Here is a 14208-nt window from a genome sequence, read left to right on the forward strand (position 1 = left end):
TTAATTAAATTGCCCTTTTATTTCAAACTAAACTTTTATGAAACGAATAACTATTATTTTAATAGCGATTATTAGTATCGTTAGCATTGATGCAAATGCTCAAAAATCTTTCGAAAAAGGCACCAATTTATTGAACGCAGGCTTTGGATTTGGCTACTATGGTTACGGTTTTGGGGTTGGAGCAAGGAGCTTTTCTGTTCCGGCTATTACCGCAAATTATGAAGTAGGTGTGGGCGATTTCATTGGAGTAGGCCCTTATGTGGGTTTTGCGAGCTGGAATTACCGAAGTGCAGGTTTTGAAGGAGGCTACTCCATTTTTGCTTTTGGAGGTAGAGCTAGTTTTCACCTTACCGATGTATTGTTGAATGATGCTCTAGATTTAGGGGTCGATCCGAATTTGGATTTTTACGGCAGTATTATATTTGGCTTTAATGTAGATGGATATACTGGTGATTTCACTAATACTTATAATAATGGTCTTAGTGTTAGCTTTGGTCCAATTTTAGGATTTAGATATTATTTTAATGACAGTTTTGGTGCCTACATTGAAGGTGGTCGTGGAACTTTCAGTTATGGTACTATAGGCATTACCGTAAAAATGTAAATTATATAGAAACGAGACCTAAGCAGGTATAAGCATTTGTTTAGGTGTTGTTTTTTCATTTTAAGCTGAAAAGCCGTCTCATATTGAGCCGGCTTTTCATTTTTAAGACTAATCTTAATCTTCTCGTAATTCTCTAAGATATAATTGAATGGTATTTTCTAAACCAAAGTATAAGGCATCGCAAATAAGGGCATGCCCAATACTTACCTCATCCAAAAACGGGATTTTTTCTCTTAGGTATCTAAGGTTTTCTAAACTTAAATCGTGACCTGCATTAATTCCTAATCCAACTTCTTTTGCTTTATTGGCAGCTTCTACAAAGGGAAGAACTGCTTTTTCTTTGTCTTTAGGGTATAGGTTCGCATAAGGTTCTGTATATAATTCTATTCTGTCAGTACCAATTTTAGCAGCATTTTCAATTAAATTCAGATCTGTTTCTATAAAAATTGAGGTTCTTACTCCCATGCTTTTTATTTGCTGAATCACATCTTTGAGCTGATCATAATGCTGAACGGTATCCCATCCTGCATTTGAGGTTAAAACTCCCGGAGGATCAGGTACTAAAGTCGCCTGAGCGGGCTTATTTTTTTCTACAAGTTCTAAAAATCGCTCATCAGGATAACCTTCTATATTAAATTCAGTCGTGACTATGGGAGCCAAGTCATAAACATCCTGTGTGGTAATGTGGCGTTCATCAGGTCTGGGATGGATAGTAATTCCTTGTGCTCCAAACCGTTCGCAATCTTCTGCGACTTTTACTACATTAGGGTTGTCACCACCTCTAGCATTACGTAATGTGGCGATCTTATTGATATTGACGCTTAAGCGTGTCATAATTTTATTTTAATATGGTAACTTTGCAGCAAAGTTAAGGTTTAAAAAAATACTATGAGCTTAAAACAACAAATTGATACCGATATTAAGACCGCAATGCGATCTAAGAACAAAGAAGAGCTTCAGGCATTGCGTTCAATTAAATCTCTAATTCTTTTAGCAGAGTCAGAAAAAGGAGCATCAGAAAATCTTTCTGAAGATGCAGAAATGAAATTGTTGATGAAAGCAGCAAAGCAAAGGAAAGAATCAGCAGAAACCTATAAATCAAATGGAAGAGAAGAATTAGCAAATGCTGAATTATTAGAATTAGAAGTAATTGAAAGGTATTTGCCTAAGCAGATGTCTGAAGCGGAGCTTAAAGAAAAATTAACTGAAATAATAGAAGAATTAGGAGCTTCAGGCCCACAAGATATGGGGAAAGTAATGGGGACTGCTACCAAAAAACTAGCCGGAAAAGCGGATGGAAAAATGATCTCTCAACTAGTTAAAGAAATACTTAATTCTTGAAAACCTTAGATATATTATTATTAATCCCACTTCTATTTGGGGCTTACTTAGGATATAAAAAAGGATTGCTTTTAGAAATTGTTTCATTAGTAGCGCTAATTGTGGCTATAATTGGTGCATTTAAGCTGCTTGACTTCGGAATGGATTTGCTTCAACCCTACTTTGAGAACTGGGAGCAAGCCTTACCAATAATATCGTTTATTCTTTTATTCGTAGGTATTTTATTGCTGGTGAATTTGGTAGGGAAGGTTGTGAAGAAAATTTTAGATATGACCTTATTAGGTGGTCTTGATAATTTTGCCGGATCTGTAATTGGCTTATTAAAATGGGCCTTCGGTGTAAGTCTAGTTCTTTGGTTAGGTGAATCAATTGAGATTAGTATATCTGCTGATATGGCAGAAGGAACTTATATTTATCCAATAGTAGCTTCTATTGCACCATTTGTAGTGGAATTAATTTCTGATTATATGCCATTTATTCAAGAGGTTTTTGATCAATTAAAATCACAATTTTTATAAGCTTAGTATATGATATTGATATTGGATAATTTTGATTCATTTACTTATAATTTGGTTGATTACTTTAATCAATTAAATGTTGATTGTGAGGTAATTCGAAATGATATTCATCCAGAAAAAATTAATATATCTAAATACGATGCATTGGTTTTATCACCCGGTCCAGGCAGACCAGAGGATGCAGGATATTTATTGGATTACATAAAATCTTTTGAATCTAATTTACCAATATTAGGAATCTGTTTAGGACATCAAGCCTTAGCAAAGTATTTCGGTGGGGAAGTTGTAAAGGCACTTAAACCTATGCATGGGAAGCTGTCACAAGTCAGAATTCTGGAGCAAAATCAATTGTTGGAAGACATGGAGAGCTCTTTTGAAGTTGTTCGGTATCATTCATTAGTAGTAAATATTGAAGAAACATTACTACTACCATTGGCTGAAACGGCTGAAGGTGAAAATATGATATTTAAGCATTGTAATAGGCAAATTTTTGGTATTCAATATCATCCTGAAGCAGCATTGACCCGTTATGGATTAAAGATTTTAGATAATTGGGTTAATATCGTGAAGGCTAAAAGCTTAGCATTTGTAAATAAAATAGCTTAGATTAAGTGAAAATGATATTTTTATCTTAATTAGTTTCTTTTCGTTAAAGGAATTATAAAATTTGAATAAACTTAGAGGAAGGTAATCCTCAACGCTTTAAAAATAATATGAAAATACATAAAGAAGGAGAATATAGTTATATTGATGAAGGCCAAGGTGAACCATTAGTACTTTTACATGGTCTTTTTGGCGCACTTAGTAATTGGGAAGGAGTTGTAAATAAATTTTCAAAGGAATATAGAGTACTCATTCCTTTACTACCTATTTATGAAATGCCCATTAAAAAAGCAGGCCTTGATGCTTTAACCGACTTTGTTGAAGGCTTTGTTGAGCAGAAAGGATTATCAGATATGAATTTAATAGGTAATTCTTTAGGTGGACATGTTGCTTTGATTTACACTTTAAGGCATCCTGACCAAATAAAAAGACTTGTTTTAACTGGAAGCTCTGGCTTATTTGAAAATACAATGGGTGGTTCATTCCCTAAAAGAGGGAGCTATGATTATATCCAAGAAAGAGTAGCTTACACTTTTTATGATCCAAAAACCGCAACCAAAGAATTAGTAGATGAAGTTTTTGAGACTACTAAAAGTATACCGAAATGTATGCGTATAGTAGCGATTGCAAAATCTGCTCAAAGACATAATATGCGTGAAGAAATTAAAAAAATTCAGGTACCTACATTGCTAGTTTGGGGCTTAAATGACACCATCACTCCGCCAATGGTAGCGCATGAATTTGATAAATTAATACCAAACACTACCCTTAAATTCATTGACAAATGTTGTCATGCACCTATGATGGAGCATCCGGAGATATTTAACAATTACCTTGAGGATTGGTTAAAAAGTACAGAACGAGTAGAAATGAAATGATAGTAGATTTGATAAACGATATGATCCCACCACTTAAGGTGACAGACGATGCAGCTAAAGCATTAGTTTGGATGGAAGAATTACGTCTTCATGCTTTACCTGTAATAAAAGATAAAACCTTTTTGGGTTTCCTTACAGAGGATATGATTATTGATCAGAATGATGTAGGAGCTAAAGTAGGAGACTTTCTTTTAAGAGGAGAGGATTGTTTCGTTTATGATTACCAACATACTTACGAAGCGGTTAAAAAAGCAACAAACTTTGAATTTGAATGTGTAGTTGTTTTAAATGAAAAAGATGAATTTTTAGGCGTTGCAGTTTTGTCTGATGCGCTGTCAATTTTTTCTCAGTCAGCTTCAATTCAAAGTGAAGGAGGTGTTATTGTTTTATCTATGAACCAAGCCGATTATTCATTAAGTGAAATAAGCCGTTTAATTGAATCCAATGATGCTCGAGTAATGGGTTCAAGTCTGAATATTGATAAAAATGAACCTACAAAATTTAGATTAACCCTTAAAATTAATAAGGTTGATCTTACCCACATCATCGCTACCTTAGAAAGATTTGGCTATAAAGTGGTTGCTAAATATCAGGAGGTAAAATCAATATCTAATGAGAAAGAAAGATTAGATATGCTAATGCGTTATTTAGATGCCTAATACCATTAAAATTGCTCTTCACGGTAAAGTATTTAATGATGAGGTAAAGCCTCACATTAAAAGAGTTGTAGATGTTTTAATCTCTTCTAAGGCAGAGTTGATTGTTTCAGAGTTATTTGCTGAAAAATTTAATACTGCATTCCCTGAATATGCCAATTTTGATATTTTCACTCAACTTAGCGAATCAGATGAGGTTCATTATTTGATCAGCTTGGGAGGTGATGGTACTCTTCTGGAAGCAGTCAATTATGTTGGTGCTTTAGAAACTCCAATTTTAGGAATTAACACAGGAAGATTAGGTTTCCTAGCCACTACTCCAAAAGATAAGATTGATAAAGCATTATCGGATTTATTAAATAAAAACTATAAGGTAGATAGCAGAGCTTTAATCCATCTTGAAACTGATTCCAACGTTTTTGAAAAAAAGCCTTTTGCCTTAAATGAATTTGCAATTTTAAAGACAGATTCTTCCTCTATGATTACAGTTCATACTTATGTAGATGGAGAATATTTGAATTCATATTGGGCAGATGGATTAATAGTAGCAACCCCTACGGGCTCTACAGGCTATTCTTTAAGCTGTGGAGGGCCAATTATTCTTCCACATTCTAATAATTTTGTAATCACACCAGTTAGTGCTCATAATCTGAATGTTAGGCCTTTAATCGTTTCAGATCAAAGCGTTATATCCTTCAAAATAGAGGGAAGAAGCAATAAATTCTTAGTATCCCTCGACTCAAAATCACATTCTGTCGATTCTTCTATAAAATTGTCAGTTAGAAAAGCTGATTTTAAAGCTAAATTGATTACGTTTGATCAATTGAACTATTTTGATACGCTAAGACAAAAATTAAACTGGGGATTAGATTTAAGGAATTGATTACCACGAATTTAATTTTTTATATTATTTTTGCTCTTTAAGTAGAGAACCAATATTAGGATGAGAAAATTATTACTAGCTTTTACAATTATAATGTCTGCAGCAATAGTGTTGCCAGATAGTGTTGATGCTCAAATTTTTGGAGGCAAGAATAAAAGAAGGAAAAGTGCTAAAAGAATTGGTTCATTTTCAGGTTCTAAACGTTTGTTCAATCCTGAGATTTCTTATTACTCATTCGGAGGAGGAATAAACGCATTAAACTATTTCGGTGAAATCGCACCAACTTCATCCGCTGCAAGTACCGACATTTCATTTACACGCCCAGGAATCAACTTGTTTATTCAACAAAGATTTGGCGATAGGTATTCTTGGAAAGCAAATTTAATGTGGGGTCGATTACAAGGATCAGATCAGGAAACAATTGGAGAAGGTAACTTCACTACTGAGAATGCGAATCGATACTTAAGAAATTTAGATTTTAGAAATGATATTATTGAATTGACCGCACAAGGAAGAGTAGATCTTTTCAAGCATTCGGGTCGATTCTCATCTCGTCCACCTTTCAATGTGTACGTTACTTTTGGTGTTGGTGTCTTTTATCATAATCCAAAGGGCTTGGCTCCGGAATATTTTTCCACTGATGCTTTTCAAGTAGATAACCCAGGTGACTTTGAAGGTACAAGGTATTATCCTCTTGAACAATCAGGTCAATGGGTAAGTTTAAGAGAATTAGGTACAGAAGGACAATTTGCAGATCAGGCTACTAGAGATGAGTACAAAAACGCTTTTGGTAAAGATTTACCTGATCCTTACAGTAGATTCCAATTAGTAATCCCCTTAGGAATTGGTGCAAGATATAAGTTGACAAATAATTTAGATATTGCACTTGATTTAAGTTACAGACATACATTTACCGATTATTTAGATGATGTAAGTGGTGAGTATGTAGATTTAGGGGTTTTTGGTAATCCATCCGATCCTAATGCTGCTTTAGCAATGGCCATGTCGGATAAGTCAAATCAATTTGATGCTAATACTTTTATAGAAAGTATTCAACCAGTTCTTTATACTCAAAGAATAGATAATAAAACATCCTCTTTAAATCCTGATTTCACGTGGAGAAGAGCTGCTGGATATGGTTCCAACGGAGGGTTTGGCAATGATGATCCTAGAAGAAATATAAGAGGTAATCCGCGAGATAATGATATTTATATTGTAACAAATATATCTGTTTCATACATTTTGAGCGGTGGGCTCGTTAAAGGAGCAAAGTTTAGATAATATTTATGTTAAATTTCTTCTTTAAGTCATACAAAACGAACATTGGCCTATTCTTAATTTCATTTATTTTATTTTCAAATACTATAAATGCTCAATCAAAAGAATTTGGAGGAGGGATTGCCAGTTTTAATTATACAGGTGATCTCATTAGAACTTATAATATTACCAATCAATCAGTAGGAGTTAATTTATTTTACTCTAGAAATTTTAAAGAAGGCTTCGGGGCTAAACTGAATTTCGGTGCAGGTAGAATAAAAGGAAGTGACCAAAACCCAATTGATCCACAAGCGCAGGTAAGAAATGCTGCTTTTCAAGATTTTATAACCGAGATTTCAGGAGTAGCAACTTATGATTTTCTTGATTTTCGTACAGAAAGAGCATTGGTGAAATTTACACCCTATTTAGCTGCTGGGGTTGGTTTTTTTCTTATCAACAGAGCTGATAAAAATGCAGATTATAGTGATATTCAGTTAATGATTCCGTTTGGAGGAGGAATAAAATATAGCTTGGGCCCCCTATGGACATTAAACTTTGAGTTTTCTGCAAGAAAATTATTTTATGATTATTTAGATAACATTTCAGTGGAACAGATTACTGATAAAAGAAATTCTGATTTTCAGTTTGGGAATTGGAATGATAATGATTGGTATTATTTCGCTGGCTTATCAATAAGCTATACCTTTTGGGGGATAAATTGCCCAGTTCCGCTTAAAAAATAACTGTAGAATTTCCACACAAGTTTATTAATAATAATGATTTTTGTACCTTGCGGCCTTATTTGGAGCAGTTGATTGAACATGGAAAAAAATTTGGATAAAAACAATTTACCAAAACATGTAGCCGTTATTATGGACGGTAATGGGAGATGGGCAAAAAAACAAGGTGCAGCCAGAGTTTTCGGTCATAAAAATGCTATTAAGTCTGTCCGTGATACGGTTGAAGGATGTGCAGAGTTAGGGATTTCACATTTAAGTCTATATGCTTTCTCAACTGAAAACTGGGGAAGACCAAAAATGGAGGTTGATGCTTTAATGCAATTATTAGTGTCAACTATTAAGTCTGAAATGAAAACTTTAATGGAAAATGATGTCAGATTGTCTTCCATTGGAGATATTAAAAAGTTGCCGACTAAGTGCAATAATGAATTGGAATCTGCGATTGAGCAAACAGCTAACAATAAAGGTTTAAATTTGATTTTAGCATTAAATTATAGTGGGAAATGGGATATTATGCAGGCATGTAGAAAAGCAATGACTGCAACTGAAAATAATAAGCTAAAAGCTAAGGACTTAACAGAGGTTGAGTTTGAAAAATTTTTATCTACATCAGGAATACCGGATCCTGAACTATTAATCCGGACGAGTGGTGAATATAGGATTAGTAATTTCATGCTTTGGCAATTGGCTTACTCAGAAATTTATATTACTGATATATTGTGGCCAGATTTCCGAAAGGAACATTTACATGAAGCATTATTGAATTATCAATCTCGAGAAAGAAGATTTGGAAAAGTATTAAGTGAATGAAACGACATCTATTAGTAGTAATAGCTATTCTTATAAGCGCAACATCTGTTTTTGCGCAGGTCAATCCATCAATGGATTACAGTAAGCCTCGAAAATATGAAGTAGTTGAGGTTGTAGCAAATGGATTAGAATATTTGGATGAAGGGGCGGTTGTCGCCATTACAGGAATTTCCAAAGGAGATAGAATTGATATCCCAGGTGATGATATTTCCTTCGCCATCAAAAAAATGTGGAGGCAAGGTCTTTTTGCAGATATTGCCGTTAAATATGAAATAGTTGAAGAGGGTAAAATCAAATTGATCCTCGATTTAACGGAAAGACCGAGGTTAACGAAATATTCATTTCAGGGCATCAAAAAATCAAAAATATCTGAAGTATCTGATGAGTTGAGCTTGGTAAAAGGAAGAATACTTACCGATGCCTCAGTTAAAAATGCCGAATTAAATATCAAGAAGTATTTTATTGATAAAGGTTTCTTAAATGTGGAGGTTGGTTCAATTCAAAGACCTGACAATCTTGTCGGAAATGGAGTTGAATTAATCTTTCAAATAGATAAAAAGAATAAAGTTAAGGTTGAAGATATTTATTTTGTCGGGAATGAGTCTTTTGGAGACAGAAGGTTAAGAGGTAGAATGAAAAATACAAATGAGAAATTGAGATTCACCTTATTTGAAGATGTTGTCAGTCGAGCCATTCACTCTAAACCTAAAAACTGGTTTCAATTTTTATTTAAGCAAGATTCTGTTGGCTTAAATAAAGCTTTAGATTACTTTGGTGAACATGTAAATGTGAACTTCTTTAAATCTTCAAAACTTGTTAAAGCTGATTATGAAGAAGATAAAAATTCATTAATTGAATTTTATAACAGTAAAGGATATAGAGATGCTGAGATTACATACGACAGCATATACAAACAAGGAAGAAATATTGCAGTCGAAATTGGAGTAGATGAGGGACAAAAGTATTATTTCCGCGATATCAACTGGACGGGTAATTTCAAGTATAATGATGAGGTTTTAAGTTCAGTTTTAAATATTAAAAAGGGAGATATATACAATCTCGAAAAGATAAATAGGAAATTAAATTACGACCCTACAGGAAATGATATTAGTTCTATTTACATGGATAATGGTTACCTATTCTTTAATGTAACACCAGTAGAAGTAAATGTAGAGCAAGATTCAATTGATATTGAATTACGAGTTTATGAAGGTGCTCAGGCAACAATTAATAAGGTAACCATAAAAGGAAATACAAGAACGAAGGATCATGTGGTTCTTAGAGAATTAAGGACCATCCCGGGAGAAAAGTTCAGTCGTCAGAAATTAATTAGAACACAGAGAGAATTGTCTCAATTAGGATATTTCAATCCAGAAACCGTTAATCCTACTCCGGTTCCAAATCCGAATGATGGAACAGTTGATATTAACTGGGAACTTGAAGAAGTTTCAAACGATCAAATCCAATTATCTGGTGGATGGGGAGGTTTTATCGGGTTTGTAGGTAGTTTAGGAGTTACTTTTAACAATTTCTCCTTAGGTAATTTCTTAGACTTTGGAAATTGGGATCCACTACCGGTTGGAGATGGACAGATTTTATCTTTACAATTTCAGGCAAATGGTAGGCAATTCCAGAGTTATAATTTCTCATTCACAGAACCTTGGTTAGGAGGTAAAAAGCCAAATGCCTTAACTATAGGAGGTAGTTATTCTTATCAAGGTGATTTCGTGAATTTCAGAGATCCAAGATCAGGGATTTCTGGCTCATTCAGAATTTTTAGAGGGTTCGTGAGTTTATCAAGAAGATTAAAATGGCCTGACAACTTCTTTACATTGGCCAATTCATTGGAGTATTCTCGTTATACTTTAAATAATTCAAGAAGAATTGGATTCCAATTGGGATGTACTGATTGTGAGGCTAATAATATCAACTTTAAAACTACAATTGCTAGAAATAGTGTAGATAATCCAATCTATCCAAGAAGTGGTTCAAATGTTAGTTTATCAGTTTCATTAACTCCTCCATATAGTTTATTGAATAATAAAAATTACGATGAACTATCATTTGAGCAAAGTATTAACTTCCTTGAATTTAATAAATGGATGTTTGATGCTTCATTCTTTAATAAAATTGCAGGTGATTTAGTTATAAACACAAGAGCGAATTTTGGAATAATATCTAGTTATAGCGATAAAGTAGGAGTTGGGCCATTTGAAAGATTCATTTTAGGCGGTTCTGGTTTAGCAGGAGGTCAAGGATTTATTTTAGGTAGTGATATCATTGCATTAAGGGGTTATGAGGATAATTCATTAAGGCCGACTGAATTTGTGCCTTCCTTTGAGAATGGATCAATGACAAGACGTCAAGTCAGTGGAGGAACTATTTATAATAAGTTTGTGATGGAGCTACGTTATCCAGTATCATTAAATCCTTCTGCAACAATATTTTTATTAGGATTTGGTGAAGCAGGAAATACTTGGACTAGTTTTAGTGAATATAATCCTTATGATCTAAAACGTTCAGCAGGTTTTGGAGCCAGAATTTTCATGCCAGCTTTTGGTACTATTGGTATTGATTGGGGATATGGTTTTGATAATGCTCCAGGCACAAATGTTAGAAGTGGAGGCCAAATTCACTTTACTATTGGTAATCAGCAGAGATAAATTGGTATGAGATTTGTTAAAGTCCTAATAACAATTGTAATTTTGGGTATTGCCTCGCAAAAGGCGCTGGCTCAAAAATTTGGTTACGTGGATTCTAAATTCATTTTAAGTAAAATGCCTGAGTATGCAGAAGCTAAACAAGAAATTGATGCTTTGACAAGTGCATGGCAAAATGAAATAAAGCAAATGCGTAAAGAGATTGAATCGAAATACGCTGCTTTAAAGGCAGAAGAGGTTTTACTAACAAAAGAATTAAAAGAAGAGCGCTTAGCCGAAATTGAAAAAAGAGAAAAGGAAGTTGAAGAGTATCAAAATAAAGTATTTGGATTCAATGGATTATTATTTCTCAAAAAGAAAGAATTAATAAAACCAGTTCAAGATAAAGTTTTTGAAGGGGTTGAAATAGTAGCAAAAAAGGAAAGGCTACAAATAGTATTTGATAAGGCAGGTGAGTTAATTATGATTTATACAGATCCTGTACATGATTATACAGACTTAGTTTTAGAAGAACTAGGACTAATTGATGAAAACGATTTAAATAAGAATTAATAAAGTGAAAACAAATATGAAAAAGGGATTAATATTAATTTTAGCATTGGGTTTATTTTACACTGCAAGTGCCCAAGAAACAAAAATAGGATTCACGAATGCTGATTATGTATTGAGCTTAATGCCAGAATCTAAAGAAGTGCAATCTCAAGTTGCTGCTTACGAAAAGCAATTTTCAAATTCTATTCAACAAAAATACCAAGATTTTCAGCAGCAGGTTGCAGAGTATCAGCAAAATGCTCCTACTATGACTGAGCAAATGAGAGCTGAAAAAGAGCAAGAATTACAAGGCTTACAGCAATCATTACAAAAATTTCAGCAAGATGCTGAGCAATCAATTGCTCGTAAGCAACAAGAGTTGTATCAACCGTTATATGAGAAAATTCAAAATGCTATTGATAAAGTAGCTGAAGAAAATGGATACACTCATATCGTAAGAGCTGAGGCATTATTATATATCTCTGACGAAGAAGCGGGTGATATTTCACCAATGGTATTAAATAAATTGGGTGTTGAAGCTCCAAATGCATCAGCAACTGATGAATAAGATTGATTAGTTAATCAATTAAATTATAAAGATATTAGCCTTGAAGAAATTCAAGGCTTTTTTTGTTTTAAGGTAATATATATGGCTATTTTTCCTCCATTTTTAAAAGAAGGTGATCTAATTCTGGTGCTCAGTCCATCAGGAGTAGTAGATAAAAAAAAAGTAGAAAATGGTATTGAGATTCTTAAAGAAAAAGGATTCAAGATAGAGATTAGTAAGAATACCTTTAACGCATATTTTAAATTTGGTAGCAGCCATGAAAATAGATTATCTGATCTTCAAAACGCTTTAGATCAACCTGAAGCCAAAGCAATTTACTGTGCCAGAGGAGGATTTGGCATCACTCATATATTAGATGATTTAGACTGGACAAAGTTCAAAGAGAACCCGAAATGGATTATTGGCTTTAGTGATATTACTGCTCTTTTAAATGTCACGTATAAAAAGGGATTTGCCTCTTTGCATGCAAGTGTTTTACAGGGCCTTTCAAAGCTCGATAGTCAATATCAAACCTCTATTTTTGATTGTTTAAAAGGTAAGGTTGATAAAATGGAAGCTAAGAGTAAATTCAATAAAAATGGAGAGGGAACAGGATCATTAATAGGAGGTAACTTATCTTTATTAGTAAATCAAATTGGGACAAGGTCTGAATTAGATTATAGGGGTCAAATCCTCTTCATTGAAGAAGTGGCTGAACCACTTTATCATATCGATAGAATGTTTCTGCAATTAAAAAGAGCGAATAAGCTAAAAGATTTAGCAGGCCTAGTAGTTGGTCAATTTACCAATTTGATAGAAGATAAAACTATATATGGTCAATCTCTTGAAGAGATTATTCTGGCTCATTGCAAAGAGTATGATTTCCCAATTGGATTTAATTTTCCTTTTGGGCATGGTGAGGATAATCATCCAATCGTTCATGGGGCAAAAGTAAATATGAAAGTGAGAGATAAGGAGTCGGAAATCTCTTATGGTGTTTCACCCCAATAAAAAGCCAGCTAACAAGCCAATCAACACCACATAAGGAGCTGGAATTTTGGTAAACAAAAGAATTCCTACTGTTCCTAGTATTAGGCTAAAATTCAATAGATTTGCTTGAACAGGTTCAAATAGTAGGAAAATTGCGGCTACCACCATCCCTGAACTGACCGCAGTTATTCCTTCTAGAGAGGCTTTAATGATTCTGAATTTTTTCAATTGGTCCCAGAATCTTATTAAGAAAATCATCATCAAGGTACCCGGTACGAATATTCCCACTGCGGCTAAGAAGCCCCCTAATATTTCACCCCAAACTCCATATTCACGCATCGACAAGGTGCCGATGTAACTAGCAAATGAGAAGGTAGGGCCAGGTATCGCCTGTGCAATGGCGAATCCGCTTAGAAATTCTGAAGAACTTAAATAATCCTTAAAATCTACAAACTCCGTATACAAAAAAGGAATTAATACCTGGCCACCCCCAAATATTAGACTCCCATTACGGTAAAAATTCTCTAGCAGTCGAATTGGTAAAGATTGAGTAAATAAACCAATGAGTGCAATCAATATTAAAACACTAATCCAAATGATTAAGGCTGTCCAGCGAATCTTGATTTTCTCTTTTTCTTCTATGGGTTGAGCTTTATACTTTAGTCCAGTAATGAATCCGCCCGCTAAAATTAATAGGGGGAATAAATAAGGGGAATTGATCAAAACCGTGATGCTAGCAGATACCACAAGTAAAATGACACTGGTTTTAGTATGAATCACCTTTTTAACAATTCTGTAGGCAGCGGCAGCCACAAAACCTACTGCAATCGGTTGAACAAAGGTTAGAAAATGAGTGGATAGCTCATTTTCATCAATATTGGACATTAATATTCCAAAAGCTGTCATTAAAGCAACTCCTGGAATTGCCCAAACAAATAATGTGATAAAAGCAAAAGGTGCTCCTCCTATTTTAGTGGCTAAACCTGTAAGAATTTGAGTAGAAGATGGCCCCGGCAACATCTGACACAGGGCATTCATTTCAATTAATTCTTTTTCCGTTAAGTAGCCTCTTTTATAGACCAAATAATCTAAGAATAGCGCAAAATGAGCAGTGGCACCTCCAAAAGTGGTGAGAGATAGGATAAAAATATCCTTCAAATAAATGAGATATCGGATATTTCTAACCACTA

16 protein-coding genes are annotated in these 14208 nt (G+C 34.0%); 14 read left to right on the forward strand and 2 right to left on the reverse strand.

The window, feature by feature from the left end; genetic code table 11:
* Nucleotides 1-37: 37 nt before the first annotated feature.
* The gene (locus QYS47_RS03500) at nt 38-604 is read left to right on the forward strand and encodes a hypothetical protein (RefSeq protein ID WP_302127881.1); all 567 of its coding nucleotides are present in this window, start codon (nt 38-40) and stop codon (nt 602-604) included.
* Nucleotides 605-718: 114 nt separating this feature from the next.
* Here the strand turns inward: QYS47_RS03500 and QYS47_RS03505 are convergent, their stop codons facing one another.
* A complete protein-coding gene (locus QYS47_RS03505) occupies nt 719-1438 on the reverse strand; it encodes a pyridoxine 5'-phosphate synthase (RefSeq protein ID WP_322347742.1) in 720 nt (239 codons plus the stop codon).
* A gap of 54 nt (nt 1439-1492) precedes the next feature.
* Here QYS47_RS03505 and QYS47_RS03510 point away from each other — a divergent pair, with 54 nt between their 5' ends.
* From QYS47_RS03510 to QYS47_RS03570, 13 genes are all read left to right on the forward strand, one after another.
* Nucleotides 1493-1945: a GatB/YqeY domain-containing protein gene (locus QYS47_RS03510; protein ID WP_322347743.1), complete on the forward strand. Its 453-nt coding sequence runs from the start codon at nt 1493-1495 to the stop codon at nt 1943-1945.
* Nucleotides 1942-2463: a CvpA family protein gene (locus QYS47_RS03515; protein WP_322347744.1), complete on the forward strand. Its 522-nt coding sequence runs from the start codon at nt 1942-1944 to the stop codon at nt 2461-2463. Before QYS47_RS03510 ends, QYS47_RS03515 begins: the two co-directional genes overlap by 4 nt.
* A 9-nt stretch (nt 2464-2472) precedes the next feature.
* The gene (locus QYS47_RS03520; protein WP_302127877.1) at nt 2473-3069 is read left to right on the forward strand and encodes an anthranilate synthase component II; all 597 of its coding nucleotides are present in this window, start codon (nt 2473-2475) and stop codon (nt 3067-3069) included.
* Nucleotides 3070-3176: 107 nt separating this feature from the next.
* Nucleotides 3177-3944 (forward strand): alpha/beta fold hydrolase, encoded by a 768-nt coding sequence (locus QYS47_RS03525; protein WP_322347745.1) that lies wholly within the window; start codon nt 3177-3179, stop codon nt 3942-3944.
* Nucleotides 3941-4603 (forward strand): CBS domain-containing protein, encoded by a 663-nt coding sequence (locus tag QYS47_RS03530; RefSeq protein ID WP_308357751.1) that lies wholly within the window; start codon nt 3941-3943, stop codon nt 4601-4603. Before QYS47_RS03525 ends, QYS47_RS03530 begins: the two co-directional genes overlap by 4 nt.
* A complete protein-coding gene (locus QYS47_RS03535; RefSeq protein ID WP_308357750.1) occupies nt 4596-5483 on the forward strand; it encodes an NAD kinase in 888 nt (295 codons plus the stop codon). The genes QYS47_RS03530 and QYS47_RS03535 overlap by 8 nt, the downstream gene beginning before the upstream one ends.
* A 60-nt stretch (nt 5484-5543) precedes the next feature.
* Entirely contained in the window at nt 5544-6764 is a 1221-nt protein-coding gene (locus tag QYS47_RS03540; protein ID WP_322347746.1) for a hypothetical protein, read from the forward strand.
* 5 nt (nt 6765-6769) lie between these two features.
* Entirely contained in the window at nt 6770-7483 is a 714-nt protein-coding gene (porG, locus tag QYS47_RS03545) for a type IX secretion system protein PorG (protein ID WP_308357748.1), read from the forward strand.
* Between the two features lie 78 nt (nt 7484-7561).
* Nucleotides 7562-8290 (forward strand): isoprenyl transferase, encoded by a 729-nt coding sequence (locus QYS47_RS03550; protein WP_308357747.1) that lies wholly within the window; start codon nt 7562-7564, stop codon nt 8288-8290.
* Nucleotides 8287-10953: a BamA/OMP85 family outer membrane protein gene (locus QYS47_RS03555; protein WP_322347747.1), complete on the forward strand. Its 2667-nt coding sequence runs from the start codon at nt 8287-8289 to the stop codon at nt 10951-10953. Before QYS47_RS03550 ends, QYS47_RS03555 begins: the two co-directional genes overlap by 4 nt.
* A gap of 6 nt (nt 10954-10959) precedes the next feature.
* Entirely contained in the window at nt 10960-11502 is a 543-nt protein-coding gene (locus QYS47_RS03560; RefSeq protein WP_308357745.1) for an OmpH family outer membrane protein, read from the forward strand.
* A 16-nt stretch (nt 11503-11518) separates the two neighbouring features.
* A complete protein-coding gene (locus QYS47_RS03565; protein ID WP_308357744.1) occupies nt 11519-12049 on the forward strand; it encodes an OmpH family outer membrane protein in 531 nt (176 codons plus the stop codon).
* Between the two features lie 81 nt (nt 12050-12130).
* A complete protein-coding gene (locus QYS47_RS03570; protein WP_322347748.1) occupies nt 12131-13039 on the forward strand; it encodes a S66 peptidase family protein in 909 nt (302 codons plus the stop codon).
* Here the strand turns inward: QYS47_RS03570 and chrA are convergent.
* Nucleotides 13028-14206: a chromate efflux transporter gene (gene chrA / locus QYS47_RS03575; RefSeq protein ID WP_322347749.1), complete on the reverse strand. Its 1179-nt coding sequence runs from the start codon at nt 14204-14206 to the stop codon at nt 13028-13030. The genes QYS47_RS03570 and chrA overlap by 12 nt on opposite strands.
* Nucleotides 14207-14208: the final 2 nt, after the last annotated feature.

The sequence above is a fragment of the Marivirga arenosa genome (genome assembly GCF_030503875.2).
Taxonomy (GTDB): Bacteria; Bacteroidota; Bacteroidia; order Cytophagales; family Cyclobacteriaceae; genus Marivirga; species Marivirga arenosa.

Bases quoted from the DNA above. Each gene is read 5' to 3' on its own strand.
- QYS47_RS03500 (WP_302127881.1), top strand. From the start codon at position 38: ATGAAACGAATAACTATTATTTTAATAGCGATTATTAGTATCGTTAGC.
- QYS47_RS03505 (WP_322347742.1), bottom strand. From the start codon at position 1,438: ATGACACGCTTAAGCGTCAATATCAATAAGATCGCCACATTACGTAAT.
- QYS47_RS03510 (WP_322347743.1), top strand. From the start codon at position 1,493: ATGAGCTTAAAACAACAAATTGATACCGATATTAAGACCGCAATGCGA.
- QYS47_RS03520 (WP_302127877.1), top strand. From the start codon at position 2,473: ATGATATTGATATTGGATAATTTTGATTCATTTACTTATAATTTGGTT.
- QYS47_RS03525 (WP_322347745.1), top strand. From the start codon at position 3,177: ATGAAAATACATAAAGAAGGAGAATATAGTTATATTGATGAAGGCCAA.
- QYS47_RS03530 (WP_308357751.1), top strand. From the start codon at position 3,941: ATGATAGTAGATTTGATAAACGATATGATCCCACCACTTAAGGTGACA.
- QYS47_RS03535 (WP_308357750.1), top strand. From the start codon at position 4,596: ATGCCTAATACCATTAAAATTGCTCTTCACGGTAAAGTATTTAATGAT.
- QYS47_RS03540 (WP_322347746.1), top strand. From the start codon at position 5,544: ATGAGAAAATTATTACTAGCTTTTACAATTATAATGTCTGCAGCAATA.
- porG (WP_308357748.1), top strand. From the start codon at position 6,770: ATGTTAAATTTCTTCTTTAAGTCATACAAAACGAACATTGGCCTATTC.
- QYS47_RS03550 (WP_308357747.1), top strand. From the start codon at position 7,562: ATGGAAAAAAATTTGGATAAAAACAATTTACCAAAACATGTAGCCGTT.
- QYS47_RS03555 (WP_322347747.1), top strand. From the start codon at position 8,287: ATGAAACGACATCTATTAGTAGTAATAGCTATTCTTATAAGCGCAACA.
- QYS47_RS03560 (WP_308357745.1), top strand. From the start codon at position 10,960: ATGAGATTTGTTAAAGTCCTAATAACAATTGTAATTTTGGGTATTGCC.
- QYS47_RS03565 (WP_308357744.1), top strand. From the start codon at position 11,519: ATGAAAAAGGGATTAATATTAATTTTAGCATTGGGTTTATTTTACACT.
- QYS47_RS03570 (WP_322347748.1), top strand. From the start codon at position 12,131: ATGGCTATTTTTCCTCCATTTTTAAAAGAAGGTGATCTAATTCTGGTG.